The following is a 24,201-nucleotide window of genomic DNA, read 5'->3' as shown; positions in this document are numbered from 1 at the left end:
GATTTATGTGAAAAATTATGGCCAGATGCCCCTCTTGTGGAAATGAGACCGACTTAGATGTATATATCTGCGATAACTGCGGTTACCAAATGAAAGTAGAAAAAATTGAGAGTATTCCAATATTTGCACGCCCTCAAGAACGTTGGTTTAAACCGGATCCACTTTTTAAACGACTAGCAAAAACCATCATTAAACCAAACTATGCCTTTCGAGATATAAACAAAAAGAAAGATTCATGGGGACCTCGTTTTATCCGCTTTTTCAACGGTCTTTTAACAGGTTTATGGGGAGTAGCAATATTTATGCATATAAAAACTTCATCCGAACCATTATTAAATAGAGTAATGATGGGAAGTGCATTTTTCATTGTACTTTTTATTTTTGGTTTGATTTACTGGCGTTTAACTTTTTGGCTTTATTCTCTATTTTTTGAACTTGCCGCCAATTTCAGCGTTCAGCTAGATGGGATAATTGCTATTCGATATAACGTGAAAGTCAAAAAAGGGAAATTTAGAGATTTTATCTCAGGTCGAACTCGACTAACTCGTCAGAAAAAAGATGAACTTTCACCTGAACTTCTCCAGAAAAAATATAAATACTCAAGTATACGTAAAACAGGTAAGAAAAAATTAATGAATTATGCCTACACACCATTTGTGATCGCAAATTTACTTTCATTCATAGTTCTATTAATTGGATTACCGACAATTGATGTAGGAAGCTTCTCAAATGTTTCCACATTGACACAGACCATTCAACCTTTATGGGATCGTAATTTTGTTTGGTCATTCTTAGATATTCTGCAAATTATCGCCGTCTTGTGGTCTACTGTCTTAATGTCACTTGCATTTCGAGAGATTGGAAATACTAATACCACACGTTTACTTGTTGGGAACTTAATCGTTGCAATATTAATTATTTATACAACAATTTTCCTTCGCCCAACACTTGGTTGGAATTTAGATTTGATCGCCAAATTAGGTGGAGGAAGTTAATTTTTCTAAAAATTCTTTTTCTGTTATTCTTTAACTTTTTATTTTGTTATTTATAAATTCATTTACTCATTTTTCAGATATGATTTTGATAACATCACCATAATAGAAGATAAAAAGAACTCACTATCTCAAATTTATTTGAAATTCGAATGTTTTCGCCTAGATCTTCAAAGATTGGAAATGAATCCTCACGACCGCGACCTTTAATCGAACAAAAGGCGGATTTATATTCGATTTTGCAAACAGCTAAATTTTTACAATCTCGATTTGAAAAAGGATCGATGGATACTAACTTTTACATTCGTCGTATGCGATATTTTTATCAGCAAATTCTTAATTTACAACGTGAGCTCCATTTAAATCAGGCTTCAATCCTCGATATAGTGAATGGTTTTAATGTCGAAGGAAATTTTCGGTCAATAATTTCACTGATTGCATCCACAATGGATTATAAATTCAACTCATTAGCAGAGCAATGGCAGCTAGATCCCTTTTATTTAGCTAGAGTTGCCACACAAGTAACCTCAGATTTTATAACATTGCTGGATTATTTACATATAGCGGAGGATTTGGATGAAGATTTCGTCAAAGAATTGTTACAAGCATTAATATCATCATTAAAGCAGGTTCATGGATTTGATCCATTCAGCGAACATTTAATACAATTATCACAACAACTCCCCCAATACTTTTCAGAATGCACAACTATTCCAAATCTTAGTGTTAATCAAATTAGAGAAATATACAATCAAATTGAGGAAATTGTTGCCTCAACCTTTGAACAATTTAAGCATTACTTGCATCTTAACCATTGAGATACCCAACCAAAAAATTAATAATTTATGCAGTGTTGACTTCCTTATTAAAGTTTGAAAGAATATGCTCAAACTTCATCACACTAATCAACACTAAGGTGACAGTAATGCGCGGAAATAAAAGATCTCGATCTATGGCAAGGATTCAAACCCGCCTTCCTGGTAATGGTCATACTACTCATTTTGTTCGACGACGACCAAAATATGCACATTGTCCTATAACTGGAACAAAATTACACGGTGTTCCCCGATTAAGACCTGCCCAAATTCGAAAATTATCTAAAACAGAACGAACTGTATCACGATATTATGGTGGTAAAATTTCCCATACTGCTCTATCTGATGCAATTCGCAAAAAAGTTTTAGAAGAATACAGCAAATAAACGAAAATTGTAACATTTTTTCTTTTTCTTCAAAAAATATGTATTCTTCATTTTTTCAATACTTCTATTTAATCTTAATATTACACTTCATCAAAATATTTATTCTTTATTCATTCCCAACACTTTAATTGTTCATCTAGATTTTATAATATATTATGATAATTTCAATAGCTGGATTACATGGAACTGGAAAAAGTACAATTGCAGCTAAGTTAGCAGAGTCTTTTGGATATGAGTATTATTCAACTGGAATGATTTTTCGGCAGATAGCAGAACAATATCAAATGAATTTAGAAAATTTCTCGAAATATGCAGAATTACATCCAGAAATCGACCACCAAATCGATGAAAAAATAATTGAGCTAGCAAAATCAAAGGGAAACTATGTATTTGAAGGGCAATTACCTACGTATATGATTGAAAAATGGCGTGATTATGCCATTTTATTAACTTGTCAAGATGAAATACGAATAAAACGCATGATGAAACGTGATCAAGAGAATTTCGATGCAAAAAAACATGAAACTATGATTAGGGAAGAAAGTGAATGGCAGAGATTTAAAGATATCTATAATATAGACATTCGTGATTCTACAAAAATACTACAAACATTTAACTTAATAGTTGATACAACATTTTTAGATATAGATACGGTCTTTCAACTTTGTCATCTTGCTATTTCAAGATGGAATAAATAATATATTAAAAAAATTTTTAATTTTTGTTTCTTTACACTATTTGTTCTTAAGCGATTTTGTATCAATAAAATCCTTACGAAACATAAAATTTGTTCCCATTTCGTATTGAGAGATCAATTTATGATACTGGGACAGATTTTGGCAAACACGTTTATGGTAACATAAACGAGGTGTTTCAAATATGGCAGTATTCGAAGTAGGTCGAGTTGCGGTAAAAACTCTCGGAAGAGAAGCAGGTTTATACTGTGTTGTAGTTGAAGTGATTGACCATTCTTTTGTGTTAGTCGAAGGATTGAAAGTTCGGCGACGACGTTGTAATGTTCGTCATTTAGCCCCCACTCCTGAAAAATTAGATATTAAAAAAGGGGCTGGATTGGATGATATTAAAAAGGCCTTAAAAGCCAAGAAATTAGAAGAAAAATTCCAAACACGAATTAAATTAGATTTATAAGTATAAATTATTAATTTTTCTATTTTTTTTAATAAAGCACGCGTATCCTAGTCGTACGGAGCTGGACTGGAAATCCAGTGTGCTCTGCACTCGTGGGTTCAAATCCCATCGCGTGCGCCACTTTTTTACAAAATTTTCATTGTAAAATTAGAATTCTGTTGAAATTAAATTATATTTTTGCAAGATATTCAATGTTGATAATTAGAATCAGAAGGTGGTTGAAAAATTGATTTTTCATTAATTTCTAACAAACGTTCGTGTTGATTTAAATATTGTTCATATTTAGGAAAGAAAATTGTAAGAATCTTATCTGTGATAGTATATATCGAAAAATAACCATCAGTAAAAAGTAGATCATTTCCATGTTCATTAAGTTGTTGTTTAATTTCATCAAATGTTGGTTTCCATGCGATTAGATCTTTATATACATCTGTATGATGGCGTAATAGCATTAAAGAAATAGATTCCATGGTATAATAATATTCATTTCCTGCGATGCGAGTGGTAGGTATTTGATCGATTTTTTTTTCTTTTAATAAATATCGAAGTGTTTGAGAAATTGTTCCTGAAGAGAAATCGGTCAATTGTTGGATGGAATTTTGGGTCAATTTTCCTCTTGTCATGAAATATGCTAAGATTCGGCTAATTGATTCCTTTTCTTCCTTTATAACATGATCAAGAAGAAATTTAATTACTTTTGCTTCAATTTTCTGAATTTCTTCATCTTGCAAATCAATAAGATATGTACTAGATTTATCAAAATTCATTAAGTATTCCTGTATATGATCTCTAAATTGTGGTGTGAGTAAATCATAAGTCTTATCAATATATTTAAATTTTGATAATCTGGAATGCTCAATATCAAATTCAAGGATTTGACTGCATCCTCGCGAATAGCGACAGAAATCATATAATCGCCATATAAGTAAATCTCTATCTTGACGATATTTTCCTTGTAATTTTAAAAGCTCATCAATCATATTTTCCATAAAAGCAGTCATTTCATTGAAACTCTGAATAATTTTCTTAATAGGAATGAAATTCATTTCAAATGGTTGTTGAATTAGCATATATTCATTTGTGTGGGTTCCCGGTATGAATTTTTTCTTTAAAATCCCTTCCATTACAAGTTTTGAGGTGATTTTTGAGACTTTACTTTTAGGAAATCCTGTTAATTCAGCTAATTGTGCTTGAGTCAATTTACGATGAAGTAGTATATAGATATAAATTATCGTTTGATTAGGATCACTACCATTCATTTCAGCATCAACGAGGAGGAATTCTACAATTTTCTGTTCAAAATCGTATAATTTCCCTTTAAAAATAAAAGGTTCATGTTCCATTTTTATAATACACCCTCACTCGAGGAAGCTCTGTTGGATACATAATAATAAGCAGCAATACCTAAAAATTTCTTTCTCTTTCTATTGAAGAAATGTTAAAGATCAACTTAAAGATCAAATTTTTTATAGGAAAATGGGTAATTTAACTTGAATCATCATGCTTACAAAATCATCACATTTAATATATGCGGGCCAACGAATCGATATTATCCACAGTATTTACAGAACAGTGGGAGACTTGAAAATGTTTAGGCATATGGGCTTTCGGGATTTAATCACTACCTTAATACTCCCATTCACGCCCACTTCAGCCAATTCTATAAAAGATTGTTTCACTTGGATGTGTGATTTCGATGTCAAACGATATGCACAGTATTCCCTTCGGTTACATCCAGTGATTGGAATTCCCCCATTTAGAAATTTGAATTCTAAAATTATTGATTCCGCGGTAAATTACATTGAAGATTTTATTAAAACAAAAAAAATAATTGGTGTGGGAGAAATTGGAATGGGTTTTGGAACTAAGGATGAATATCTCTTGATGAAACGTCAATTAGCTTTAGCTAGTAAATTTGATCTTCCTGTTGTTGTTCAAGCGCCAACGGTGAATAAAGTTGCATTAACATCGATTATTTTAAAAGAATTGATAAAATCAAAAGTAACACGGGCGATCATTAATCACGCTGATTTGGAAATTGTCGAATTGGTACTCCGAACCCATGAACCAAATATCAAGGTTGGAATCACGGTTGGTCAACAGGCAACCAGTCCAGAAGAAGCATTAAATATCTTTAAAAGTTATTCGCGATCAGATCGGATTGTATTAAACTCTTCATTAGGTTATAAAGATAGCTCGGTATTTGGTTTGGCAAATACGATTGAATTATTTGAAGAAGAGAATATTGATGAAGAATTTCTGGAAAGGATGTATTATTCTAACTACCTAGAAGTATTTCCATCGTTGTCTACAAGAATAAAACTGATGTCTTAAACAATCTATGAAATTATGAAGCATTTAATTGTTAAAGATCAATAATCAATCGAAAACACGCAGCAAATGTGGCTAAAACTGCACTTGTTGTAGAGTTTCCTCCACCAATTACCATAATCGTTCCTTTTTTTATTAGTCTATTATTTTCTACTGGAATATTCAAATCTACTACATATGAAGATGAATCTAAAAAAAACCAACGATTACCATTAAATTCAAGAGTAGTACATCCGGTTCCCCCAACCTTTATTGCTTCATCGCGAATTGCCAATGTCAAACGATTGTAGTCTGAAACAAGTCGTTCAGGTTGAAGTAAAGAGAAATATGCTTCTTGACCGATGACATACTTATTATCTGGATTTGATAGAGGAAATGGGTGTGGAATAATACTTGAAATATGGTGGAATAATTCAATTCCTTTTGCGGTAAGAATATGCCCTCGTTGGCGAGCTACTTCAACTTGAAGTATATCTTCATCTTTTAAACGGTTCAACAGAGTTTTTATTGAACCTTCCCCAAGTCCTACTTCTTTTTTAATTCGATAACGCCCTACGCCTTGTTTCTCTTTTCCAATAATATAAAGAACAAACAAAATATGAGAAGGTTTATAAGAAGGACCAATAGTTTTAGTTTGAAATAACGATTGTAATAAGTGAGTAAAATTGGGAACATTTGGGGAATTCATAATTAAAAAAAGAGAAAGAGCATTATAAAAGTTCCTCTGAATGTAAAAAATATATATTCCTTAAATATTCTATAAAATTCGAACATCAGTGGCTTTAAAGCTGATAAAGATTGGAGTATTGATAGAAAGATTCAAGGATTTCCAAGCATTTTTGGTTATTGATACTAAAAATATTTCTTGTGATACCTTGACAAAAACATGAAAAATAGTGCCCAAATCATTATATTTTTCAATAGTACCCGAAAGAATATTACGAAAACTAATCGATTCTGGTTGATTTCGTGAAATTACAATACTTTCGGGTCTAATACAAGCCTTCACTTGACCTTCTTTATTGACTGCAGCTGCAATCGAAATATCATTAATCTTAACAAAATTTATTCCTGTTTTGAGGTTATATTGTGCGATTCCTTCAAATATATTTTCATAACCTACAAAATGTGCAGTGAAGGAATCCGCAGGATTTGTAAATATTTTTTCAGGAACATCAACTTGAAATATTCGTCCTTCATTAAGGACTGCGATTCGATCACCGAATTTAATGGCTTCAATTGGATCATGGGTTGTAAATATTACAGTTTTCATTGGATTAGTTAAATATGGTTGGATCAGAGTTTCAATTAATTTATAATTCTTTGGATCTAAATTTGCAGTAATTTCATCAAAAAGTAAAATATCAGGATCATAAATTAAACTCATAGCGATCGCAATACGTTGCATTTCACCGCCAGACAATTGGCGCGCATTGTGATCGGCAAAATTTTTCATATCTAAAAGTTTTAATGTAGCAGAGACACGGTGTTCTATTTCAGATGAATTGAATTTTCGAATTTTTAAAGGATAGATAAGATTCTTTTTAACAGAAGTGTTTAAAACAATTGGTTTTTGATGAACAAACGCAATTTTTCGTCGTAAGGATAATTTGGCAGAAAAAGTCAATGAATCCAAATCGTGGGAATCAAAAAAAATTTTTCCATCCGTGGGTGTTTCGAGTAATCCTATTATTTTAAGTAACGTAGTTTTTCCTGCTCCATTGGGACCAATAATCACCAAATTTTCTCCTTTTTTCACTTCTAGAGATAAACTGGAAAGAATTTTAATATTTTGTCGTGTTTTGATTTTAAATTTTTTCGTAATATTAAGACATCGAATAAAACCGTTATTACTTGACATAGTCGCCATGAATTTTCACTTCAGATAGTTTCTGTCTGTAATTTGGTCAGAAATATATTTATCAGAAAAGTTAACAAGAGTAATATGGTTCCTAAAGCAATAGCCATTCCAAAATCACCCATTCGAGTTTGAAGAATAATTGCTGTAGTAAAAGTACGAGTATACCATCTAATATTCCCACCTACAATCATTACAGCACCTACTTCAGAAATTGCTCTTCCAAATGCCATAATCACGCCTGCAATTGTCGATTTTTTAGCTTCCTTCAATAAACCAAACCAGAGTTGGAAATCTGTAGATCCCAACGAAAGAAGCAATTCTTTAACAGCAGGTGGTACGCTTTCAATAGCGGATTTAGTTGTTCCTAAAATTATGGGAAATGTTAAGAGAATTTGAGCCAGTATCATCGCAATTGGTGAATACAACAGTCCTAAACTGCCCAATGGACCACTTTTTGATAAAAGCAAGAAAACAATTAGCCCTAAAACAACAGTAGGAAAGCCCATAAATGTATTAATCAAAGTTGTTAATCCTCTTTTTCCGCGAAATTTATGTAATCCGATAAATGAACCGAAAGGCAAAGCAATTGCTGTCGAGATAAGCGTAGAAAGACCTGAAACGCGGAAAGAAAGAAAAATTATATTCCAAACTTCACCATCGAATGAAAACAATAATTGAAAAGCTTCAACAATGCCAGATAATATAGGATCCATCAGAAATTCATTCCAAATTTTTAATTACTTTATGTTTACATCATCTATTGAATATTAAAATTAAAAATAAATGGAAAAATTATCAAACTCAGCTTTACAATTAAGTCAAACCAGTGTAATTTCCATTATAAGTGGCCCAAAATTCTATTTCTGTGTCTGTGGTATTGCAATCAGTCAATTCATCACATCGACCAAAATCTGCATGGAATAATTGCTCCCCATTGATTTTAAAATTATCAATTAAGGTTTGGCCTTGTTCTGATACTAGGAATGCCACAAAACTACGGGCAAATTCATAGTTGATACCTGAATGTAAATCAGGATTAACCAAGATAGCCCCATATGGATTTAATAATATAGAATCACCTTCGAATAATACAACGATATTTAGCGAAGCTTTTGTGGATAACCATGTACCCCTATCTACTAATGTATAACCTTGATTTTCATTGGATACAATCAAAGTAGTTCCCATTCCTGAGCCTAATTCCTTATACCAAGACATAGTAGAAGCGTTAGGTATAAATCCAATAGAGCCCCAAAGAGCAAGTTCTTTGCTATGCGTTCCTGAACCATCTCCTCTAGAAAAAAAAGTAATTGTACCGTTTTCACCAGCTAAAATCAAACGATTTAATGCTTCAGTTAAATTTTGATTGAAAATTCTTGCAGGATCAGAACTTGGTCCAACTATCACAAAATCATTATACATTACACAGGCTCGATGAACACCATATCCATTCGCAATAAATTCATCTTCACGAGCACGAGAATGAACTAAAAGAACATCAGCATCTCCTGAACGTCCAATCTCAAGTGCTTGTCCTGTTCCCACCGAAAGCACTTCTACTCTAATATGATTTTGTTTTTCAAATTCAGGCAATAAATAATCAAGTAGACCGCTATCATTTGTCGAAGTGGTTGTTGCCAGAATAATTTTTTTTGAATTTCGGTTTTGGATGTAGGAATAACCTATTATCGAAAAACTTGCTAAAATAATAATCCCAATGGAAATTAAGGCCATTTTTTGCTTTTTTTGTAGCATGATGTATCACTTATTGTTATTTCTGTCGTAGACTTAAAATATGATTGAGTTCATTTAAAATCAAATTAAGTCCCAATTCTACTGCATTGGGGGAACCAGGTAAACAGACGATAAGTGAAAAATCATGGATCCCTGCTAAAGTACGCGTCATAATTGATACAGTTCCAACAGATTTGAATGTTTGATGTCGAAAAAGTTCACCAAATCCAGGTAAAGGCTTTTCTATTAAAGGTGTTACAGCCTCAATAGTAATATCTCTACGACTGATTCCAGTACCACCGATTGTAATTATTATTTCTATTTTCTTTTTAAGATATTTTGATAGCAAAGCTTGCAGAGGTTCAATGTCATCACTGCAATAATCAATGCCTAACCATTCAATCTTTTTGGCTTTAAGTAGACTTTCTGCAATTTTTCCAGATTTATCAAGTTTTTCTCGCTGTTTTTCAGAGATTTTTGAAAGAGAATCACTCATCATAATTACTTTTGCTCGAATTTGATGTGGTACATCAGAAAGGTGATGATGTTTAGTTGTTTTTGTCATTGGAATCATAATTTCTTTTCACACCTACCAAAAATCGTGAAGGAGAATTATCAAAATTTAAAAAAGGGTTACCTCCACGAAATCTTCTTTTTCAATCAAATCGCAATTATCTGGAATCTCAATATAGCCATCGGCCAAAGCCATACTGGTGATAGCACCAGATTCTTTAAATGCAGGATATGCATAGCCATTTTCCACCCTTACAGTAAAAATTTGATGACGTCCTAAGCGTGATACTATTTTTTTGGCGAGTTTCACTTTAATTTTTTTCTGAATTAATGGAGGGAGATGACTCATTTTCCTCAGTACAGGTAAAAGATTTATATAACCGTTTGTTAAACATGAAGTGGGATATCCAGGCAGGTTTAACAGCATAGTATTCTGTATAACACCACACAATGTCGGTTTTCCTGGTTTTATCTGAATTCCATGAAACAGCACTTTTCCATGCTTTTCTATGATATCAATATTTATATCACGTTCACCTACTGAACTTCCCCCACCCAGAACAATCAAGTCAACCTTAGGAACTGCATCCAAGATTACTCTCTCTAATGCATCGAAAGAATCTTCCACTAAATCATAAACAAGAGGAACACCACCATGCTGTGCAATTAGAGAAGTAAGTGTATAAGTATTTATATCATAAACTTGCCCTGGTTTTAATTCTTGACCTAATGGAGCAATTTCTCTTCCAGTAGAAATAACAGCAACTTTCGCTTTTTGATAAACTAAAGCAGATGACCTATTTAATGCCGCTAAAACTCCAATACGCGCTGGAGTAAAAAGGTCCCCTTTATGAATGACAACTTCGCCGTAACGAATATCAACCCCTTCTTGTGATACATTACTATTAGGTGCAAATCCCTTGAGAATTTCAATTGTATTCTTGTCTTTATTGGTGTATTCTACAGGAACTACACAATCTGCACTGTCAGGAAGCATAGCTCCTGTAGCGATTTCCATACATTGCTGGGAAGATATAGTTAAAGAAGGAACATCACCTGCATGAATTTCTTCTATACATTCTAGGTAAATAGGATTTGAATCCGTGGCAGGAAACGTAGAACTTGCTTTAACAGCATATCCGTCCATGGCAGCTCGACGAAATGGGGGAACATTTAAATCAGATTTTATCTCTTCTGCTGAAACACGGTTGATTAAATCCAAAATAGGGACAACTTCTGTTTCTTCAATAACGTGCAAATTTTGGGATAAAATTTCATGAGCTTTAGATAAGCTAATTAACGATTTTAGTGGTCGCATTCTTCTTTTCCTCGTATTTCTTTAAGTTTTAATTTCAAATATTCTATTATATCTCATTTATGGTTAAAATTTGCTTTTCTTTTGTAATAACATGAATGTTAGTTATTTTTGTATTAGGATATTGCCCATCTTCATCTTTTTCCAAATATTTTGTCATATCCCAAATATTATTTAGAAAAACACTTACCCCCATTAAAGCTTCCATTTCTACTCCAGTTTGAGCAATAGTCTCTACGCGCACTTGAATGGTTAAAATATTCTGCTCGATTTTTGGAGTAAATTTGATATTTGTAATGGGAATTTGATGACATAAAGGGATTGATAGAGGTGTATTTTTAATCGCGTTAATTGCAGCAACTTGAGCGACAGTGATAGGATCTCCTTTTTTAATTAATCCTTTTTGAATCTTGTCGATTGTTGACAAGCGAAGATGAATTTCACCTTCTGCTACTGCAATACGCTTTACTGGTGGTTTTGCACTAATATCCACCATAGATACATTTTTACGATTGTTTTGAGACATTAAATGGTTCCCTCTGCATCACGGCTTGAGCAAGGCTCTTTTCAATATTTTTTCCTATTGGAACTAAATTATCATAGCGATTCAAACAAGGTTGAAACTGAAAATCATTTGTAACGCGCAATGTATTACATTTAGCGCAAAATTTAGAATTATGAACTGGTTGAACAAATTCAATTATTGCACCTGAGGGAAGAACATACTGCTTCCGATCTTGTACTTCACGTGAAATAACCTTTAATGCTTTTCTGGCAATGTTTGCTTCCAAATAAGTTAAATCTTTATGAAATTTGGAAAAAAAAGCATCATTTGTATTGATCAATTCGATGATTTGGAGAATAAATCCATGTTTTTCGCAAAATTTTAAGAGTGGTTCAACTTGATCTTCATTGACTCCTTTTAATATTACCATATTCAATTTTATAGGTAAAATACCCTCTTCTTTAGCAAGTAATAATCCTTTTTCAATTTTTTTCAAACTCTTATCTGTCGAATCATTGATTGTATCACAACCAATATTTATGCGGTTCAACCCAGCTTGTTTTAAATCATGAGCATATTTCTCCAAAAATATGCCATTTGAAGTGAGTGAGATATCCTTCACAGTTGGAATGTTAGAAAAAAGTCTAATTATATCTAAAATGTTAGGATGAAGAAGAGGTTCTCCTCCTGTAATTTTAATGTTAGTAATATTGTAGGTTTTAATCAAAGGCACTAATCGGGATAATTGCACCAATGGAGTGTATATATGCGCATTTGAATCAGGATTACCCTCATGATGACAATAAACACAAAATAAATTACAGTCAGATGTGATGGAAATCCGAAAACGCTTTATTTCTCGATGGAATCGATCGATTAATTTCATATTTTAAAATTCAACCCAAATTGCTAAAATCACTTGGAGGAATTACTTGAATTAGATCACCCTCAGAAATTACACCTGGTTGGATAACACGGGCAAAAATACCTTCAGTGGGCATTACGCATTTTCCGACTTGCTTCATAATAGCACAGTCACTATGACACTTTTTACCTATCTGAGTTAACTCTAAAATGACATCATTAATTTCAAATCTGGTTCCAATAGGTAATTCGTATAAAATTATTCCTTTAGATGTAATATTTTCAGCAAATGAACCATATGTAATCGAGGAACTTAGAGTACGCATTTTATCAATACTTTCTTCTCCCAACAATGAGATCTGACGGTGCCAATCTCCTGCATGTGCATCATTCTCCAGCCCTTGCATAGTTACTCGACACGAATGGATGTTTTTTTTAACTTCTCCTTTTTTAAGACTAATATTTACTGCTTTAACAACACCATGTTGAAACATCATCGATATATATGATAAAATACAACGAATTAAAAAATTTCAGAATTTTTTTATTTCTAAATAAAGAACAGCAAAAGTAATAAGGAGAGAGTTACATACTTTTCTGTATAAAAATAATATTTGAAATGAAGAGGGACGGTAGTTCGTGAGTAATTTATTGAAAAATGATTTCAACATCCAAAAAATCGCAACATATTTGATTAAAAATATGTTGAATTATAATAAAATAGATCTTAACAAGATTAAAGCTCAATTTTCGTTAGATGATTTTGAAGTGCGTAAAGCTTTAATTAAGTTATATCAAGATAATAAAATTTTTGGAAAAATTCAATCGGATTCTGATGGAAGAACTTATTTAGTATTTACACTCGATGAAATCCAAAAAAAACAACTTAAATTAGAAGATATAATTGATTGGGATTTAGAACAATTTCGATTAATTGGAGTTACTGAGCAAGATGAACTTCGAGTTGAAAATTTAAGACATCTGATGTCAAATGTAGTCCAAAAAAAAGAAAATAAACTTGAAATTAGTACTTCCAGACTTCGAGAAATCGATCAGAAAGATTTAATATCCATAGAAATGACAGTAAAAATCATCGGAATCAAAACAGTAACGATCATTGGGATAATAAATTCATCTGATTATCCCGCTACTGAAGGAAAAATACGGTTAATATATGATAATAATTTGACAATTAAACCACAATTTGATGAATATCCTTTTGAAAGAAAATCAGGAGAAATTAGCATAAAGATTAATGAACTGCCAGCAAAATCAACTAAGACATTAAGATTATATGTTTATGATATTTTAAATAGACAATTTCATATTAATGGATTCTTTCAATTTCGAAATAATAAATATACAATACGGTTAATTAAATTAGAAGAGATAAATGTTAATTTTAATATTCCTGAGATAAAACCACTACAAGGAAACATCAATGATATCAAAGCAATTATGCGAAATCCAGAATATTTTAAAAGAATGCAAGGCGTAGGATGTCCAAATCTTGATTGTCAATCAATGGTTCTACCTCTTTTTCACGAAATTATGGAGCGTTATCACTTTTCAAATATCTTGAAAAACGATAAACCTGTTCCTATGTGGTTTTATCTAGGAACAATTGAAAGTCCTGATGGACCTTTAGAAGTTCTAGCAATACCACAAATTAAAAATAATTTCTTCGCATTGTATGTAAGTTGTAAAAATAAAGATCTTGTCGCCACTTTAATTCACAATCTCGTATTAGATTTCCAACAACACATTATTAATCGAAAATTCTACCCCAATGACTACAAATTAATCGATTTAAATTGTGTAAATTGTCAAAAAGTCTTAGAGACTTTTCCTCCTCAATCAACTGAAATAAAATGTTCTAAATGTGGGTATTCACAATTAGTATGGTAATTATGAAAAATTAATTAATATAAAAAATACGTTAAGAAGATTTTTTATAGACAGATTCACTTATTTTTTTGAATATTTACGAATTTAATGAAAGGAATAAATAAAAATGCCACTTGATCCAATTCAATCTTTAGGAGAATCACTAGGAAAAGCAATCATTATTAAATGCAAACGAAATAAAACGTTTAAGGGAATCTTGAAATCATTTAATGCTCATTTGAATGTATTACTTGAAGATGTGGAATACACTTATTTTGAACGCGACTCTGAAAATGAAGAAAATTTAATCGAAAAGACAGAAAAATTCAAAAAAATCGTTTTACGTGGCGATTCAATCGTTTTTATTGGCATTAATAAAGAATAAAATTCAAGAAGATAATTCACAATCTATCTATTTTCATTTAATTTTTTTCACTTTATTTTTAGGAGTGGTTCTTTTTTTATTACGAACAAATTTCTGCATTTCACGTAGACGATTGCGTAATGTTACTTCAGTAATTCCGACAGTTCGAGATATTTTTGTTTGCGAAATTTTTATTTTATTCAATTGGCTGGAAATATATAAAGCAGCTGCAACTAATCCTTTTGGATCTTTTCCAGATAGAGAATAAATTTTCTCATATTTATCCAAAATTTTTCCTGCAGTCACTTCTACATTATGTGGTAAATTTAATAGAGATATATATGAAGATACTAAATTTTTCGGACTTATAGTCGGGCTGGGAAGATTTAACTCTTTTATTAATGATTGATAACACTTTGTAATCTGATGAAATGTTGAATCAGAAACTTTAACTATATTCTGCAATGTCCTCGGAATTTTTTCAGCTCCGCATGCATAGTAAATGGATGCAGCAACCATTGCTCTAATACTTCTCCCTTTCAGTAATCCAAGTGTAAATGCTTTCCGATATAATTTTATTGCATAAACTTTTACATGTTGGGGAAGATTAAGCAATTCTCCGATTCGTTTAATTTCTGAAGTTGCTTGGATCATATTGCGTTGTTTCCATGAATATCGACTGTCCCATTTTATTGCTTTACGAAGATTATCAGGCATAGTGGCGCGCTTATCGATCATTGTTGCCATTTGTAAATCAGGAATTAGTGGATTAACAGGACTTCCATGAGTTTGCCTTCTCTGGCGCTCTGCTTTTGAAAAAGCGCGCTCTCCACTATATTCCATGGAGATCATATGATCATCCATGATCAATCCACATTTGCTGCAAATTTCTTCCGCTCTCTCTTCATCAATAATAGGATCATGAAGAGTGCCATCAATGCAATATTCATCAACACTTCGAATTAATAATCCATCTTCATTAACTAAGAATTCTTCTTCACGATAAGTTAAAGGAACTGTCATTCGTATGATGGTTTTATCAATATGATCTTCTATTTTAAATGGAAAATCACGATTATTACCTTGTTTGGGCACATAAAAAGAGATTCCAGATTCTTCTACCCACCAATATGGCGATTTATCAGTAGTCAGCCATGTTTCTTCCCCACAAATACGAAATACATCTTTCATTGTACTTTTGTTTAAAACAATTCCATCTTCAGTTTTTCCTTCAAATGGAGAAACAAAGCCACAAGTAATAATTGATGGGTCTTCTTCCTTTTTGTTATTTCTGTAATAGAAATTTAGACCTTTTTCTTCATAATTCATTTGAATAGAGTAGTTTTCATGCGAAATTTCTTGATCTGGAGGTCCAAATATCTTAATGATTTTTGATTTTGTTAAGGGTTGCATTTTCTCAAAATCTGCCAAACCATAACGTGGAATAATTGTTTTCAATTTTTAGACCTCCAGACTTTAATTTTAGTGTAAAAGAGTATTCTCGATTTAATTTTTGACATATTAAGTGGATCAAAAATGAATATTCTTATTTATTTTCTATTTATAATAAAAAAATAGAATTCCCCTTTGGGATTTCTCTTCTTTTCAAATTCGCATAGATAATCTTATTTCCTTATTTAAGAAGGTTATGATTTTCCTAAAAATATTCGCAATGGCAATCAATTTTTTGAACTATATTTTATGAACACTAAAAAAAAGAAGAATGAAGTAAGCAATCTTATATAAAAATATTTAAATCATTAGTTATCAGAGCAATTTTCCTCAGCCCACGTATTTTTCAAATATTTTGCTGCATGTTTTTTAGCAATTTTGAAAAATTCAGTATCACTTATCCCTGCACGCATTTTTTCGACTAATTGCTTATTTTGCTGGAATAATTTCTGTTTCTCATCTTTTGAAGATTCTTGCTGTAAATTTTTTACATCTGTGACAATATCACGGATTACTGAACGAGGAATGCGAAGATCACTCAATTTTAACTTAGTTTCTAATGCATTTACGATAGCACTTGATCCAGAAAATTTTCCTAAATATAAACGACGTTTTTGTCCAACCCATGCAGGATTAATTGGCTCATATGTAGATGGATGAGCTAATAGTGCATTTATATGAAGGCCACTTTCATGACTGAATGCATTGCTTCCTACAATTGGTTTATGAGCTGAAAGAGGAAGCGCGAAAATTTCTTCAACCATATGGGAAAGTTCAGTTAATTTCTCAAGCTTTATTCCTGTATTTATCCCCATACCTTCCAAATTCATTACTACTTCTTCAAAAGCAGCATTACCTGCACGTTCTCCATATCCATTCACACATACATGCGGTAATGTTACTCCATGGAACACAGCAGAACAAGTATTTGCAACTGCTTGACCAAAATCATTATGAGTGTGAATCCCCAACTCCGTAGATACATTATTCCATTTCAATTCTCGTTTAAACATTTCAATCAAATAAGCACTGGATTCAGGTTGGAGAACTCCGACAGTATCACCCAATATCATACTTAATGCATGATTATTGATTATCATTTGACCAATTCGCAAAAGATGTTCAGGTTTAGCCCTTGAACCATCTTCAAACACCCAATTCACTTTTAAACCATGATCTGTAGCATAATCAAATGCATCTTGAATTATATTAAACTGCTCATCATGAGAAATCTTCATAATTTTAAGATGAAGATCACTCACAGGCATAAAAAGAACTATTTCTTTCAGATCAGCATGCAGACAAGCATCAATATCAGATGTTCTTGGTCGAGAAATTCCTAAAATTGTTGCATGAGATAACTCCATATGACTGATTGTTTTCACAATTTCCAATTCTTGTTGAGATATGGCAGGAAAACCAACAGCAATTTTAGCTGTTCCAATTTCATCCAAATATTGTGCAATTTTTTGTTTCTCTTCTAATGTTAAAAAGACACCAGGAGTTTGTTCTCCGTCTCTTAATGTTTCATCCCAGATTTTAACAGATTTCGGTCGATTGTTTGGTATAACATCTGAAATTTGATTATAGTCAAATAATAATTCTTTCAATTCATCTTTTGAGAAGCGATAGCGAGTTTTTTTCAAAGATGTCAAGATATTCTTAGCTCCCAGTATCTCTCACAATTAATTCTGTTGTGCTTCTATACCATAAAAAAATTTTCTTTAAGGATTTTCTGAAATTGATCGAAATTCAAATAATATATAATTACTTGATCATTCGATACAAAGATTCTTTTCAAAACATAACTTTATTTTTATAATAATATGTATATCAATTACATTATTGGCCCAGCAGGTTCAGGAAAAACTACCTTAACAAAAGCTTTACAAGATTATATCAGCACTTATAATCAAGAGATTTCAGTTATTACAATTAATTTAGACCCTGCAGTTCAAAATCTGCCTTATAAACCAGATATTGATATTCAAGATTATATTACTGTGAGTGAAGTAATTCAAGAAACGGGCTTAGGACCAAATGGAGCAATGATAGCTGCAACAGATAGAATGGTTGATTATGTTGAAGATTTAAAATACGAAATCAATCAATATAATGATCCAGAAATTGTGCTCGTTGATACTCCTGGTCAAATGGAACTTTTTTCTTTTCGTAATTCTGGTCCAATGATTGCAAATGCTCTTGGTTTTGGTTCAGTTCAAAGAGGGATCATTTTTTGTTATGATAGTCTTTTATGTGGAACTCCAAATGGGATGATTTCAACACTTTTACTAGCAGCTTCAGTTCAATTTCGATTTGCTAATCTACCACAATTAAACTTACTAACCAAAAAAGATTTACTTAGCATGGAAAAATTGGAACGAATTCTTTCTTGGATGGAAAATGATCTTACTTTAATGGATGCAATTGAATCATTAGAACATGGAGTTTTACGCGAATACACAGTGTCGTTAGCTCGTGCATTCATTGAATTTGGTGCTACTTCAGAATTGCTACCTGTTTCTGCGAAATATAATGAAGGTGTTGATCAAGTCTATGGAAAACTGCAGCAGATAATGAATGACGATACTTCTCCTTATTATTAAAATGACATTTACTTCTTTTCAACTAGAAAAAATTATCCATTTATAATTTAAGGTGATAGTTTTTCTCTCACCAGTAAACCTTTTTTAATTTCCCTTCTACTTCTGTAATAGACATCTAGTAATATAAAAATCGATGTCTCATTATGTCAGCTTTACAGCATTTTTACGTAGAACAACTAACGGTGACTAGACTATGCAAAAAAATGAAGAGAATACTTCGGACAATTCTGTTTTCATTGGCAAACGACCAACCATGAATTATGTAATGGCCGCAATGGTTATCTTAAATCGAGGAACAGAGTGCACAATTAAAGCGAGGGGCAGAGCAATCTCTCATGCTGTTGATGTAGCAGAGATTTTGATCCATAAGTTCTTTCCTTCCGCAAAATACAAAGATATTCGAATTTCAACAGAACATCTAACAAATGACGATGGAAAGCAAAGTAATGTAAGTTCAATGGAAATCGTGATTTCTCCAAATTAATGTAATTAAGGTAAAAAATGTAAAAAAGCACGTTTTAATAAAACCATTTCTAATTATTCTTTTTTATTCTTCTTTATTTGAAAATTTCCAACCATTTTTCTTCCATAATTCATAGATAGCAGGATTTTTTTTTATGAATTGTTCAAGAATTATCAGATCAACACTATTCATCATTCAGGAAAAATTTACACATTTTTTACAGCGATTTCCTAATAATATTTTAGAAAAGTAGTACGCGTTTCCAAAAAAGAGAATGATAACGAAAACTAAAATTACTCCAAGTACCAACTATTGTCGAAGTTGCTGAAAGAACAAAATCAATCCATAAATTATTCCTACAAAAGGAACAAGATCAATAATTGAACCAAATATCAACATGATATATTGCTTTTTTGAATTAACTGCTTCTGGACGAAAACCCCAAAATGTAGGTATGCCCCATAATGCGCCACATTTTAAGATATTTCCTTCAATTTGATAGAATGGGCAATGTGTGCAAAGTAATCGAGGTTCCAATAAAATAAAGGTAAATGCCACAAAACTTCCATATGCCTACATCATCCAAAATTTTCCAGATATCAATCCAATTATCAAGAAAATGGTAATGGCTAAAATTCTGTATGAAGTATTTCCAAGACCGAATAACAAAGCTTCTTTTTTTAAAAAACTGCATTTTAAAGAATCATTCAAATTGTATTCAGAACACTGCTAAATATTATAATTGGCTATACAATTTAATTCAAAATAAACTTATTTGCACTTATCATGCTTTTTATTATTTGATGATAGAGATTTTTTAAAAATATCATTTTTCGTTTGTTCAATTGAAATCATCAAGTATTTGGGATAATATAAATAATAAATATTATATAAAGAATATTTTTAAAAAAGTAAGCATATAAGAGATTCCAGATTTTTTTCTTTTAAATTCTTTGAAGCGGCATAAATTAGGAGTTCTTTAGATGAAAGAAGAAAATTCAAAGAAAAAACAAATCCCCGAAGGTGGTATTTTTCATTTAAACAAATTTGTTCAAGATTCTTTAAAATCTTTAGTGGCTAAAAACTTGAATAACGAAGAGAATTTGATTGATATATTAAAATTTGATGAAAATAATTCAATAAAATTAATATGGCGAAAGAAAGATGAGGGAACAATATATTTTCATGATCTTTTTAAAATATATCGCTTTTCATGGGATAACTATGAATTTGGAATAATTCTTAAAAAGGAAATTGCTGATAATCAAACATGGGATCGAAGAATTCGTCATAGAAATTATTTTCAAATGATCCCAAACGAGTCATTTAAATTTTATTCCAAAAATAAAATATTTTTACTCCAACTTCAATTAGCACCCTTAGATACTGAATTGAAAAAAAAGTATGGCAGATCCAAGATTCAATTACAAATCAATCATGAAATTGAAAAAAAATGGATCAATTTCATTCAAAATTATTCTAAATTAGATTTAAAAAAAAAGCAAGAATTGCATAAGTTGGTTAATGAACATATTACTTTTTTTACTCGAAACTCTAAATTTTCATTTTCGATTCCAAAATTAATTAAAACTTCTACAAAATATGAAACTGTAAATGAATTTCAAAAAATAAGTAAAACATCAAATTCACAGCTAATTAATAGCCAAAAAAGCAAAGATATTTTTCAATTAAGTAGTATTATCAATTGTTTATATAATAAATCACCATTAATCTTAGAAAATCATTATTGCATCCCTTTACATATTATTCCAAAATCATTTTTCCCAGAAATTCTTATTAACAAATGGCAAATTAATGAATGGAAAGAATTATTCCCAAATTTGTTTGTAGAAAATACACCAACTTTAGATTTTTTAAATAAACAACCAAATTTAATGATCGATACTCGACATTTTTCATCAAAATTTTACTCAGAGTTAATTGCTGCAATTCCAAATTTTGAGCAAAAAATTATTGGATGGGTTGTTCAAAGTGATAATAGAAGATTTCTAGAATTTATATTACCTCGATTTGCAAATAAAATCGATTGTATTTATATGGATCCTCCTTATAATACGGGAGGACACGAATTTACTTATCACGACATTCAAAGCGATGCTGATTGGATTCAACTAATGGATGAAATCCTAGAATATTTTCCAAAAATTGGAACCCATAATCTAAATTTCTTCATTTCAATTGATGATAATGAATATTCAAAATTAGACTTATTAATATCAGAAAAATTTGGAAAATCTTCACTTATTGGACCCATTATTGTTCAAATTAATAAGGGAGGTAGAGATTATCTCCCACTTGCCAAAACTCACGAATACATCATTGTTGGAACAATAAATTCTGATAAACCGGAGTTTTTTGAACTTCCAGCTCAATTATCTGGAAAAATATTTCAAGATACAAAGGGTCATTTCATAGTTCGAGAACTTAGGAATCGTAACCCAAAGTTTAATCGTTCAAATAGGCCAAATTTATTCTATCCCTTTTATATTGATCCGAAATCAAAAAATTCAAATCAATTCTGCACCGTTTCGCTAAAACCAACAGATAATCACGTAATCGAAGTTCTCCCACACACAAGTAAAGATATAGAAGATTGCTGGCGTTGGTCTAAAAAAAAGGTACTAGAAAATCTTGATTCCAACAATGCTTCAAAAAGTGAAATAGTGGCTCGGCAAAAACGAGAAGGTGGATGGAATATCTATGAAAAGCATAGAAAATCCACAAAGAAAGCAAAAACAATTTGGGTTGAACCAGAAGTTAGAACTGAAGCAGGAACCATAGATCTAAGACACCTTTTTGAAAAACCGGTTTTCGACCATCCTAAACCTGTTGCTTTAATCGAGAAATGTTTACGAATTGGCTCAAGTAATTCAAGTTTAATCTTGGATCCTTTTGCAGGATCTGGTACTACTGCACATGCTGTGATTAAATTAAATCAAGAACAAGGAAATACTCGGAAATTTTTTTTAATAGAATCCAGCGATTTATGCAAACGTGTAATCCTTCCTCGAATTAAAAAAATTTCATATTCACTTAATTGGCATGAAGGAAATCCCATCTATTCAGAAAAAATTTCAAATTCATCAATAATTCAATATTTTTCATTAGAACAATTCGATGATGTGCTTATCAACACCCAATTCCCAAACTTAAATCGCTCTCTTCAGAGTTTCAAAGATAACTTATCTTTTCCTGATTCATTTTTCTTCAAAATACTAAATGAAAGAAAAAAAGATTTTAATGAAATTCGATTAAAAGAAAGCAATTATTCAGGGAATATATACTATCAGCTGCTTAAAATGAATGGAAATAGGAATGAAAAGAGAAATGGAAAAAGAAATGTAAACAAGAATGACCAAAGAACAAACAAAACTATTCTTGAAGGATTTGAATTTTCTATTATGTTAAATCAAGAAAACGGTTATAATAATCATTATCTATTTACTTATCAGCCATTTGTCCAATCTTTAAAGAAAGTTGATTTAGTTGAAAGTTTTATTTGGATGTTAGGATTATCTGGAGTAAAAAAAACAAAATTTAGATTATCAGTATCTCATCAGATAGCAGTTGACTATTATATTTCAACAGGACATAGAGATAAGGAGTTATATATTATAATTTGTAGAGAAATTAATGAAAACAACCTAAAGCAAGATTCAGAAAATATTAAAGAAAAAATCTTACCAAAAATCTTAAATAATTTGGAGAAAATTCGGCTTTTTGTCAATTTTCCATGCTTAATTTCTTCATCTTATATATTAGAAGATTATTTCATCAACAAATTTAAGAATTACTTCAGTTTCAAAGGTGAATAATTAGAAAAAAGCGATTCTTAGAAAACATCAGAACGAGTAACAATACCAGTTATTTGATCCTTTTCTACAATTAAGGCAGCCTCGATATATCGCAAAACATCCCGCATCTGTTGAATTGAAGTTGAATCGCTAAAAATTGGAAGAGGCGGTTCCATAAAATCTTTGACAAGGGTGTTTTCTGATGTATTATTAGATAACAACCGTATTAATAAACGAGAAGTGATATTACCAACACATCGACGGTGAGAATCAATAACAGGAATTTGATCTACATCACCAATAATAGATTTAACATCACCTAAAGTATCTTTTGGGGATACAAAACGAAGATATTCCCAAGGAGTTGCAACACTTTTGACTGTTAAAGTACTTTTTTCCATTTTTTGGAACTCTTTACGAATAACTTCAAAAATTTTATTTAAGACAGAATAAGAAGGATCTTGTTTTCCCGATTCTATTTTTGCAATATAAGATTGACCCACATTCACAGCGTCTGCTAATTGTTTCTGCGTCCATCCTATTTTTTGACGAAATAACTTGATATTTCCTAATTTTGGCACTTCCATATTCTATCATCCATTGAATATTCCCTCTAGGAATATAGTATGACAAATATTTTAAATATTTTTGGAATTTTTAATAATTAGGTGATTTATTTATGGAAATTGGAAGTATTGATGAAAAATTCTCAAATATTTCAGTTGATCCATTTGAATATTATTATCATATTGAACGATTGAAACGAATATTACGAAGTTTAGAACTATATCAGAATTCAAAATTAGTGTATTCTCAAGAAACAAAAAATGAAAAAATAATTTGGAATGAAGAAAAAGAAGATATTTACGGGTATACTCCAAAAGATGGCTTTTCTATTGCATGGACATCCCATTTAAATGCAACATTGATTGATTTTAAGGAGTTAGGTTTTAATTCTCATCGAGAATTTTACAAGTTATCTCAAGAATTGAGAGATAATTTTCTTCAATCACAATATCGCAAATTTAAAGCAACTTTTCCTTCTGATTTTGAATATGAAGCACCAAATACAGAAGTATTGATTCTTGCTCACTCTTTTTATCGAGATTTGAGAAAAGAAATCAAAAATTTGATATAGAATTTAAATTT

General features: G+C 31.2%; 26 protein-coding genes and 1 tRNA gene. 13 read left to right on the top strand and 14 right to left on the bottom strand.

Annotated features, from left to right (window positions below):
• The first annotated feature begins 17 nt into the window (after nucleotides 1-17).
• The 6 genes from ACXLDF_RS03560 (at nucleotide 18) to ACXLDF_RS03535 (ending at nucleotide 3,462) form a co-directional block, all read left to right on the top strand.
• Nucleotides 18-995: a zinc ribbon domain-containing protein gene (locus ACXLDF_RS03560; protein WP_457557118.1), complete on the top strand. Its 978-nt coding sequence runs from the start codon at nucleotides 18-20 to the stop codon at nucleotides 993-995.
• A gap of 149 nt (nucleotides 996-1,144) precedes the next feature.
• Nucleotides 1,145-1,810, top strand: a complete 666-nt coding sequence (locus ACXLDF_RS03555) for a hypothetical protein (RefSeq protein ID WP_457557117.1) — start codon at nucleotides 1,145-1,147, stop codon at nucleotides 1,808-1,810.
• A 107-nt stretch (nucleotides 1,811-1,917) separates the two neighbouring features.
• Nucleotides 1,918-2,193, top strand: coding sequence for an eL34 family ribosomal protein (locus tag ACXLDF_RS03550; RefSeq protein WP_457557116.1), 276 nt, complete (start codon nucleotides 1,918-1,920; stop codon nucleotides 2,191-2,193).
• A 155-nt stretch (nucleotides 2,194-2,348) separates the two neighbouring features.
• Complete coding sequence (gene cmk / locus ACXLDF_RS03545; RefSeq protein WP_457557115.1) at nucleotides 2,349-2,891, top strand: (d)CMP kinase; 543 nt, start codon at nucleotides 2,349-2,351, stop codon at nucleotides 2,889-2,891.
• A 181-nt stretch (nucleotides 2,892-3,072) separates the two neighbouring features.
• Nucleotides 3,073-3,342, top strand: coding sequence for a 50S ribosomal protein L14e (locus ACXLDF_RS03540; RefSeq protein WP_457557114.1), 270 nt, complete (start codon nucleotides 3,073-3,075; stop codon nucleotides 3,340-3,342).
• 36 nt (nucleotides 3,343-3,378) lie between these two features.
• Nucleotides 3,379-3,462, top strand: a tRNA-Ser gene (locus ACXLDF_RS03535).
• A gap of 68 nt (nucleotides 3,463-3,530) precedes the next feature.
• Here the strand turns inward: ACXLDF_RS03535 and ACXLDF_RS03530 are convergent.
• Nucleotides 3,531-4,685 (bottom strand): helix-turn-helix transcriptional regulator, encoded by a 1,155-nt coding sequence (locus ACXLDF_RS03530; protein ID WP_457557113.1) that lies wholly within the window; start codon nucleotides 4,683-4,685, stop codon nucleotides 3,531-3,533.
• 157 nt (nucleotides 4,686-4,842) lie between these two features.
• On the opposite strand from ACXLDF_RS03530, the gene ACXLDF_RS03525 reads away from it, so the two are divergent.
• A complete protein-coding gene (locus tag ACXLDF_RS03525; protein WP_457557112.1) occupies nucleotides 4,843-5,676 on the top strand; it encodes a TatD family hydrolase in 834 nt (277 codons plus the stop codon).
• A 31-nt stretch (nucleotides 5,677-5,707) separates the two neighbouring features.
• Here ACXLDF_RS03525 and ACXLDF_RS03520 read toward each other — a convergent pair whose 3' ends face one another.
• The 9 genes from ACXLDF_RS03520 to ACXLDF_RS03480 all read right to left on the bottom strand — a co-directional run bounded on the left by ACXLDF_RS03520 (nucleotide 5,708) and on the right by ACXLDF_RS03480 (nucleotide 12,962).
• Complete coding sequence (locus tag ACXLDF_RS03520) at nucleotides 5,708-6,361, bottom strand: DUF4443 domain-containing protein (protein ID WP_457557111.1); 654 nt, start codon at nucleotides 6,359-6,361, stop codon at nucleotides 5,708-5,710.
• Between the two features lie 69 nt (nucleotides 6,362-6,430).
• Nucleotides 6,431-7,543: an ABC transporter ATP-binding protein gene (locus ACXLDF_RS03515; protein ID WP_457557110.1), complete on the bottom strand. Its 1,113-nt coding sequence runs from the start codon at nucleotides 7,541-7,543 to the stop codon at nucleotides 6,431-6,433.
• Between the two features lie 11 nt (nucleotides 7,544-7,554).
• A complete protein-coding gene (locus tag ACXLDF_RS03510) occupies nucleotides 7,555-8,247 on the bottom strand; it encodes an ABC transporter permease (protein ID WP_457557109.1) in 693 nt (230 codons plus the stop codon).
• A 100-nt stretch (nucleotides 8,248-8,347) separates the two neighbouring features.
• Nucleotides 8,348-9,289: an ABC transporter substrate-binding protein gene (locus ACXLDF_RS03505; RefSeq protein WP_457557108.1), complete on the bottom strand. Its 942-nt coding sequence runs from the start codon at nucleotides 9,287-9,289 to the stop codon at nucleotides 8,348-8,350.
• A 16-nt stretch (nucleotides 9,290-9,305) separates the two neighbouring features.
• Entirely contained in the window at nucleotides 9,306-9,842 is a 537-nt protein-coding gene (locus tag ACXLDF_RS03500; protein ID WP_457557107.1) for a MogA/MoaB family molybdenum cofactor biosynthesis protein, read from the bottom strand.
• A gap of 48 nt (nucleotides 9,843-9,890) precedes the next feature.
• The gene (locus ACXLDF_RS03495; protein ID WP_457557106.1) at nucleotides 9,891-11,099 is read right to left on the bottom strand and encodes a molybdopterin molybdotransferase MoeA; all 1,209 of its coding nucleotides are present in this window, start codon (nucleotides 11,097-11,099) and stop codon (nucleotides 9,891-9,893) included.
• A gap of 46 nt (nucleotides 11,100-11,145) precedes the next feature.
• The gene (gene moaC / locus ACXLDF_RS03490; protein WP_457557105.1) at nucleotides 11,146-11,622 is read right to left on the bottom strand and encodes a cyclic pyranopterin monophosphate synthase MoaC; all 477 of its coding nucleotides are present in this window, start codon (nucleotides 11,620-11,622) and stop codon (nucleotides 11,146-11,148) included.
• Complete coding sequence (gene moaA / locus ACXLDF_RS03485) at nucleotides 11,603-12,487, bottom strand: GTP 3',8-cyclase MoaA (RefSeq protein ID WP_457557104.1); 885 nt, start codon at nucleotides 12,485-12,487, stop codon at nucleotides 11,603-11,605. Before moaA ends, moaC begins: the two co-directional genes overlap by 20 nt.
• A gap of 10 nt (nucleotides 12,488-12,497) precedes the next feature.
• The gene (locus ACXLDF_RS03480; RefSeq protein WP_457557103.1) at nucleotides 12,498-12,962 is read right to left on the bottom strand and encodes an MOSC domain-containing protein; all 465 of its coding nucleotides are present in this window, start codon (nucleotides 12,960-12,962) and stop codon (nucleotides 12,498-12,500) included.
• 142 nt (nucleotides 12,963-13,104) lie between these two features.
• Between ACXLDF_RS03480 and ACXLDF_RS03475 the strand changes: the two genes are divergently transcribed.
• Entirely contained in the window at nucleotides 13,105-14,373 is a 1,269-nt protein-coding gene (locus ACXLDF_RS03475) for a hypothetical protein (protein WP_457557102.1), read from the top strand.
• Between the two features lie 106 nt (nucleotides 14,374-14,479).
• Nucleotides 14,480-14,737 carry an LSM domain-containing protein gene (locus ACXLDF_RS03470; RefSeq protein WP_457557101.1) on the top strand — a complete coding sequence of 86 codons (258 nt, stop codon included), beginning with the start codon at nucleotides 14,480-14,482 and terminating at the stop codon, nucleotides 14,735-14,737.
• A 33-nt stretch (nucleotides 14,738-14,770) separates the two neighbouring features.
• Here the strand turns inward: ACXLDF_RS03470 and ACXLDF_RS03465 are convergent, their stop codons facing one another.
• Both ACXLDF_RS03465 and ACXLDF_RS03460 read right to left on the bottom strand, forming a co-directional pair.
• Nucleotides 14,771-16,174: a transcription initiation factor IIB gene (locus tag ACXLDF_RS03465; protein ID WP_457557100.1), complete on the bottom strand. Its 1,404-nt coding sequence runs from the start codon at nucleotides 16,172-16,174 to the stop codon at nucleotides 14,771-14,773.
• A gap of 302 nt (nucleotides 16,175-16,476) precedes the next feature.
• A complete protein-coding gene (locus tag ACXLDF_RS03460) occupies nucleotides 16,477-17,823 on the bottom strand; it encodes a LeuA family protein (protein ID WP_457557099.1) in 1,347 nt (448 codons plus the stop codon).
• A 171-nt stretch (nucleotides 17,824-17,994) separates the two neighbouring features.
• Between ACXLDF_RS03460 and ACXLDF_RS03455 the strand changes: the two genes are divergently transcribed.
• Complete coding sequence (locus tag ACXLDF_RS03455) at nucleotides 17,995-18,774, top strand: PRK13768 family protein (RefSeq protein ID WP_457557098.1); 780 nt, start codon at nucleotides 17,995-17,997, stop codon at nucleotides 18,772-18,774.
• Nucleotides 18,775-18,967: 193 nt separating this feature from the next.
• Entirely contained in the window at nucleotides 18,968-19,258 is a 291-nt protein-coding gene (albA, locus tag ACXLDF_RS03450; RefSeq protein ID WP_457557097.1) for a DNA-binding protein Alba, read from the top strand.
• Nucleotides 19,259-19,546: 288 nt separating this feature from the next.
• Here the strand turns inward: albA and ACXLDF_RS03445 are convergent, their stop codons facing one another.
• Nucleotides 19,547-19,795 carry a hypothetical protein gene (locus ACXLDF_RS03445; RefSeq protein ID WP_457557096.1) on the bottom strand — a complete coding sequence of 83 codons (249 nt, stop codon included), beginning with the start codon at nucleotides 19,793-19,795 and terminating at the stop codon, nucleotides 19,547-19,549.
• A gap of 425 nt (nucleotides 19,796-20,220) precedes the next feature.
• On the opposite strand from ACXLDF_RS03445, the gene ACXLDF_RS03440 reads away from it, so the two are divergent.
• Complete coding sequence (locus ACXLDF_RS03440) at nucleotides 20,221-23,073, top strand: DNA methyltransferase (protein WP_457557095.1); 2,853 nt, start codon at nucleotides 20,221-20,223, stop codon at nucleotides 23,071-23,073.
• Between the two features lie 17 nt (nucleotides 23,074-23,090).
• Here ACXLDF_RS03440 and ACXLDF_RS03435 read toward each other — a convergent pair whose 3' ends face one another.
• Nucleotides 23,091-23,639 carry a helix-turn-helix domain-containing protein gene (locus ACXLDF_RS03435; RefSeq protein WP_457557094.1) on the bottom strand — a complete coding sequence of 183 codons (549 nt, stop codon included), beginning with the start codon at nucleotides 23,637-23,639 and terminating at the stop codon, nucleotides 23,091-23,093.
• Between the two features lie 92 nt (nucleotides 23,640-23,731).
• Here ACXLDF_RS03435 and ACXLDF_RS03430 point away from each other — a divergent pair, with 92 nt between their 5' ends.
• Nucleotides 23,732-24,190 (top strand): hypothetical protein, encoded by a 459-nt coding sequence (locus ACXLDF_RS03430; RefSeq protein WP_457557093.1) that lies wholly within the window; start codon nucleotides 23,732-23,734, stop codon nucleotides 24,188-24,190.
• The last annotated feature ends 11 nt before the right edge of the window (nucleotides 24,191-24,201 follow it).

The organism is Candidatus Harpocratesius sp., assembly GCF_054039255.1.
Note: the sequence above shows the minus strand (reverse complement) of the source record. Positions and strands in the feature narration are given on the sequence as shown.

Excerpts from the sequence above, each read along its gene's own strand:
- ACXLDF_RS03560 (WP_457557118.1), top strand. The coding sequence starts at position 18 with ATGGCCAGATGCCCCTCTTGTGGAAATGAGACCGACTTAGATGTATAT.
- ACXLDF_RS03555 (WP_457557117.1), top strand. The coding sequence starts at position 1,145 with ATGTTTTCGCCTAGATCTTCAAAGATTGGAAATGAATCCTCACGACCG.
- ACXLDF_RS03550 (WP_457557116.1), top strand. The coding sequence starts at position 1,918 with ATGCGCGGAAATAAAAGATCTCGATCTATGGCAAGGATTCAAACCCGC.
- cmk (WP_457557115.1), top strand. The coding sequence starts at position 2,349 with ATGATAATTTCAATAGCTGGATTACATGGAACTGGAAAAAGTACAATT.
- ACXLDF_RS03540 (WP_457557114.1), top strand. The coding sequence starts at position 3,073 with ATGGCAGTATTCGAAGTAGGTCGAGTTGCGGTAAAAACTCTCGGAAGA.
- ACXLDF_RS03530 (WP_457557113.1), bottom strand. The coding sequence starts at position 4,685 with ATGGAACATGAACCTTTTATTTTTAAAGGGAAATTATACGATTTTGAA.
- ACXLDF_RS03525 (WP_457557112.1), top strand. The coding sequence starts at position 4,843 with ATGCTTACAAAATCATCACATTTAATATATGCGGGCCAACGAATCGAT.
- ACXLDF_RS03520 (WP_457557111.1), bottom strand. The coding sequence starts at position 6,361 with ATGAATTCCCCAAATGTTCCCAATTTTACTCACTTATTACAATCGTTA.
- ACXLDF_RS03515 (WP_457557110.1), bottom strand. The coding sequence starts at position 7,543 with ATGGCGACTATGTCAAGTAATAACGGTTTTATTCGATGTCTTAATATT.
- ACXLDF_RS03510 (WP_457557109.1), bottom strand. The coding sequence starts at position 8,247 with ATGGATCCTATATTATCTGGCATTGTTGAAGCTTTTCAATTATTGTTT.
- ACXLDF_RS03505 (WP_457557108.1), bottom strand. The coding sequence starts at position 9,289 with ATGCTACAAAAAAAGCAAAAAATGGCCTTAATTTCCATTGGGATTATT.
- ACXLDF_RS03500 (WP_457557107.1), bottom strand. The coding sequence starts at position 9,842 with ATGATTCCAATGACAAAAACAACTAAACATCATCACCTTTCTGATGTA.
- ACXLDF_RS03495 (WP_457557106.1), bottom strand. The coding sequence starts at position 11,099 with ATGCGACCACTAAAATCGTTAATTAGCTTATCTAAAGCTCATGAAATT.
- moaC (WP_457557105.1), bottom strand. The coding sequence starts at position 11,622 with ATGTCTCAAAACAATCGTAAAAATGTATCTATGGTGGATATTAGTGCA.
- moaA (WP_457557104.1), bottom strand. The coding sequence starts at position 12,487 with ATGAAATTAATCGATCGATTCCATCGAGAAATAAAGCGTTTTCGGATT.
- ACXLDF_RS03480 (WP_457557103.1), bottom strand. The coding sequence starts at position 12,962 with ATGATGTTTCAACATGGTGTTGTTAAAGCAGTAAATATTAGTCTTAAA.
- ACXLDF_RS03470 (WP_457557101.1), top strand. The coding sequence starts at position 14,480 with ATGCCACTTGATCCAATTCAATCTTTAGGAGAATCACTAGGAAAAGCA.
- ACXLDF_RS03455 (WP_457557098.1), top strand. The coding sequence starts at position 17,995 with ATGTATATCAATTACATTATTGGCCCAGCAGGTTCAGGAAAAACTACC.
- albA (WP_457557097.1), top strand. The coding sequence starts at position 18,968 with ATGCAAAAAAATGAAGAGAATACTTCGGACAATTCTGTTTTCATTGGC.
- ACXLDF_RS03440 (WP_457557095.1), top strand. The coding sequence starts at position 20,221 with ATGAAAGAAGAAAATTCAAAGAAAAAACAAATCCCCGAAGGTGGTATT.
- ACXLDF_RS03435 (WP_457557094.1), bottom strand. The coding sequence starts at position 23,639 with ATGGAAGTGCCAAAATTAGGAAATATCAAGTTATTTCGTCAAAAAATA.
- ACXLDF_RS03430 (WP_457557093.1), top strand. The coding sequence starts at position 23,732 with ATGGAAATTGGAAGTATTGATGAAAAATTCTCAAATATTTCAGTTGAT.